3 protein-coding genes and 1 tRNA gene are annotated in these 2,502 nt (G+C 63.8%); 2 read left to right on the top strand and 2 right to left on the bottom strand.

From position 1 onward, the window contains the following. Positions 1-74 (bottom strand) — tRNA-Gly (locus V7D69_RS15815). 425 nt (positions 75-499) lie between these two features. Next, the gene (locus V7D69_RS15810; protein ID WP_324061420.1) at positions 500-670 is read right to left on the bottom strand and encodes a hypothetical protein; all 171 of its coding nucleotides are present in this window, start codon (positions 668-670) and stop codon (positions 500-502) included. A 168-nt stretch (positions 671-838) separates the two neighbouring features. Here V7D69_RS15810 and V7D69_RS15805 point away from each other — a divergent pair, with 168 nt between their 5' ends. Beyond that, a complete protein-coding gene (locus V7D69_RS15805; protein ID WP_333606310.1) occupies positions 839-1,846 on the top strand; it encodes an ArsR/SmtB family transcription factor in 1,008 nt (335 codons plus the stop codon). Then, positions 1,843-2,502, top strand: a 660-nt coding sequence (locus V7D69_RS15800) for a methylenetetrahydrofolate reductase (protein ID WP_333606309.1), incomplete at its 3' end; no start/stop codon positions are given. The genes V7D69_RS15805 and V7D69_RS15800, both read left to right, overlap by 4 nt.

The raw sequence follows: 2,502 nt of genomic DNA, 5'->3' as shown, positions 1-2,502 counted from the left end.
TGGAGCGGGTAGCGGGAATCGAACCCGCATAACCAGCTTGGAAGGCTGGGGCTTTACCACTAAGCTATACCCGCCCACCTGAGGCGTGAGCCGTAGTAGGCGCTTGCCATGACTTTCGCCGTTTAGTCAACGGGTCTCTTGCAGATGTGTGAATACCGCCGGGCAGCAGGGCAGCCCCTGACCCTCAATATGTGAGCGGAACGGGCGGCTCGTTTTCCACGCCGGTCGGATAGCGTAAATGAAAAGTCCGGCTCGGAAATCCGCAATGCTTGGAGCCCAAAGCCGGAATTGCGCCACTTGGGCATCGGCTGGGCCGGTCGGGCGCCGCCCGTTCCCTCCAGAAGGAAGCGAAAGAACGGTGAATACAAAAAACCCTCCCGCTTGGGAGGGCTTTCGTCCGCCCGGAGGCGGACTTTCCGTTTTGCTCCACGCAACCGCGGAACGGAAAGCGACGGGGGCCGACGTGCCGGTGCGGCATGCACCGGCCCCCTTGGCCGGATTACATCGCCTGCGACGGAGCCTCGGTCGGCACGTCGGTGGCATCACCGGTCATCATCTCTTCCGGAGCGGTTTCGACAGACTCGGTAGCAGTCTCAGTCGGAGTACCGCCGCAAGCGGCGAGCGACAGAGCAGCAGCCGACGCGAACGCGGCGAGAGCAATCTTCTTCATGCGAATCCCCTTGCATTGTTTGGCCCATAGGCCAACGCTTGCAGGCAAGCCTGCAGCGCCACTCTTTAACCGAGACAATGGTGCAACGCAAATAGGAAGTGGAGGTGGTTAAACCCGCTGATTTCCTAGGGCTTGCGCAGATATAAAGATATCTTTATATGATCTGGCATGCGAATTGACCCCCTTCTTCGGGCCCTTTCAGAGCCGACGCGACTGCGCATCATGCGCCTTCTCGCACACATGGAACTGGCCGTGGGAGAGCTTGCGCAAGTGCTTGGCCAAAGCCAGCCCAGGGTCTCCAGACACATCCGCATCCTTTGCGACGCCGGGCTTGCAGAACGACGCAAGGAGGGTAGCTGGGTGTTCTTAAGAAGCGCGGTGAATGAGCGCGGGAATCCTCCGCTAGGGGCCGCCGCCGCACGGCTGCTGGCCGTCGCGGAACAAGAGGATGGCACTTTCGCCGCGCGCTGTGCCGAGGATCGTCGCCATCTGGCCGCGATTCGCGCCGGGCGCGAAGCGAGTGCCCAGGCTTACTTCGCTCGTCATGCGGCGGAATGGGACACCCTGCGCCTGCTGCACGGCGCCGACGAACCGGTTGAGGCGGCGCTGCTGCAAGCGCTTGACGGCCACGGCGCGGGCGCGCTGCTCGATGTCGGCACCGGGACCGGGCGCATGGCGGAACTTCTGGCCAGCCGCGCGGAACGGGTGACGGCGCTGGACAAGAGCCCGGAAATGCTGCGCATTGCCCGCGCGCGATTGCAGTCGCTGCCGGCAGACAAGGTCAGCCTGGTGCAGGGGGACTTCATGGCCCTGCCCTTTGCGGACAGCATGTTCGACACGGTGCTGTTTCACCAGGTTCTTCACTATGCGCAGGATCCCGGCGCGGTGCTTGCGGAGGCCGCCCGTGTGCTGCGTCCCGCCGGCCGCATCGCCGTGGTGGACCTTGCCGCACACGATCGCGAGGAACTGCGCGAGCGCCACGCTCATGCCCGCCTTGGCTTCTCGGACGAGCAAATGCTCGTCCTGCTCCGCGATGCCGGCCTTGCTCCGGAAACCCCGGTCGCGCTGCCGGGCGATCCGCTCACGGTGAAAATCTGGACGGCGCAACGCAATTCCGCCACGGCGCCGGATCACATTCGCCCAGACCTTCCCATACGAAAGACCCATCCAGCATGACCGCCGCCCTACGATCGACAGGACTGCCCCTTTTCGCGGGGTTACCGGGCGACATTTCCGTCTCCTTCGAGTTCTTCCCGCCCAAAACGGAGAAGATGGAGGAACAATTGTGGAGTGCAATAACCGAGCTTGCACCGCTTGCGCCCAGCTTCGTTTCCGTGACTTACGGCGCGGGCGGATCGACGCGCGAGCGCACGCACGCGACCGTGGCCCGCCTCGTGCGGGAAACCGATCTCGTTCCCGCCGCGCATCTGACGTGCGTAGGCGCCAGTAAGGATGAGATCGCCGAAATCGCGGATCAGTATTGGGAAGCCGGCGTGCGCCATATCGTGGCCCTGCGCGGCGATCCCCCCGCGCAAAGCGGCAGGTTCGTCGCCCATCCCGAAGGCTACGGCAGCGCCGCCGAACTCGTGGCGGGGCTGAAGGCGCGGCATGACTTCGATATTTCGGTCGCCGCTTATCCTGAGGTCCATCCCGAAGCGCTGAGCACTCAGGCCGACCTCGACAACCTCAAGCGCAAGATCGATGCAGGCGCCAGCCGGGCGATCACCCAGTTCTTCTTTTCGACCGACGCGTACTTCCGGTTCCTCGACAAAGTCCTGGCCGCGGGCATAACGGTCCCGATCCTGCCGGGCATCATGCCGGTGACCAGTTTC

Origin of the sequence: Novosphingobium sp., from assembly GCF_036733805.1 — a bacterium.
In the GTDB taxonomy this organism is placed as follows: Bacteria; Pseudomonadota; Alphaproteobacteria; order Sphingomonadales; family Sphingomonadaceae; genus Novosphingobium.
Note: the sequence above shows the minus strand (reverse complement) of the source record. Positions and strands in the feature narration are given on the sequence as shown.

Excerpts from the sequence above, each read along its gene's own strand:
- V7D69_RS15810 (WP_324061420.1), bottom strand. The coding sequence starts at position 670 with ATGAAGAAGATTGCTCTCGCCGCGTTCGCGTCGGCTGCTGCTCTGTCG.
- V7D69_RS15805 (WP_333606310.1), top strand. The coding sequence starts at position 839 with ATGCGAATTGACCCCCTTCTTCGGGCCCTTTCAGAGCCGACGCGACTG.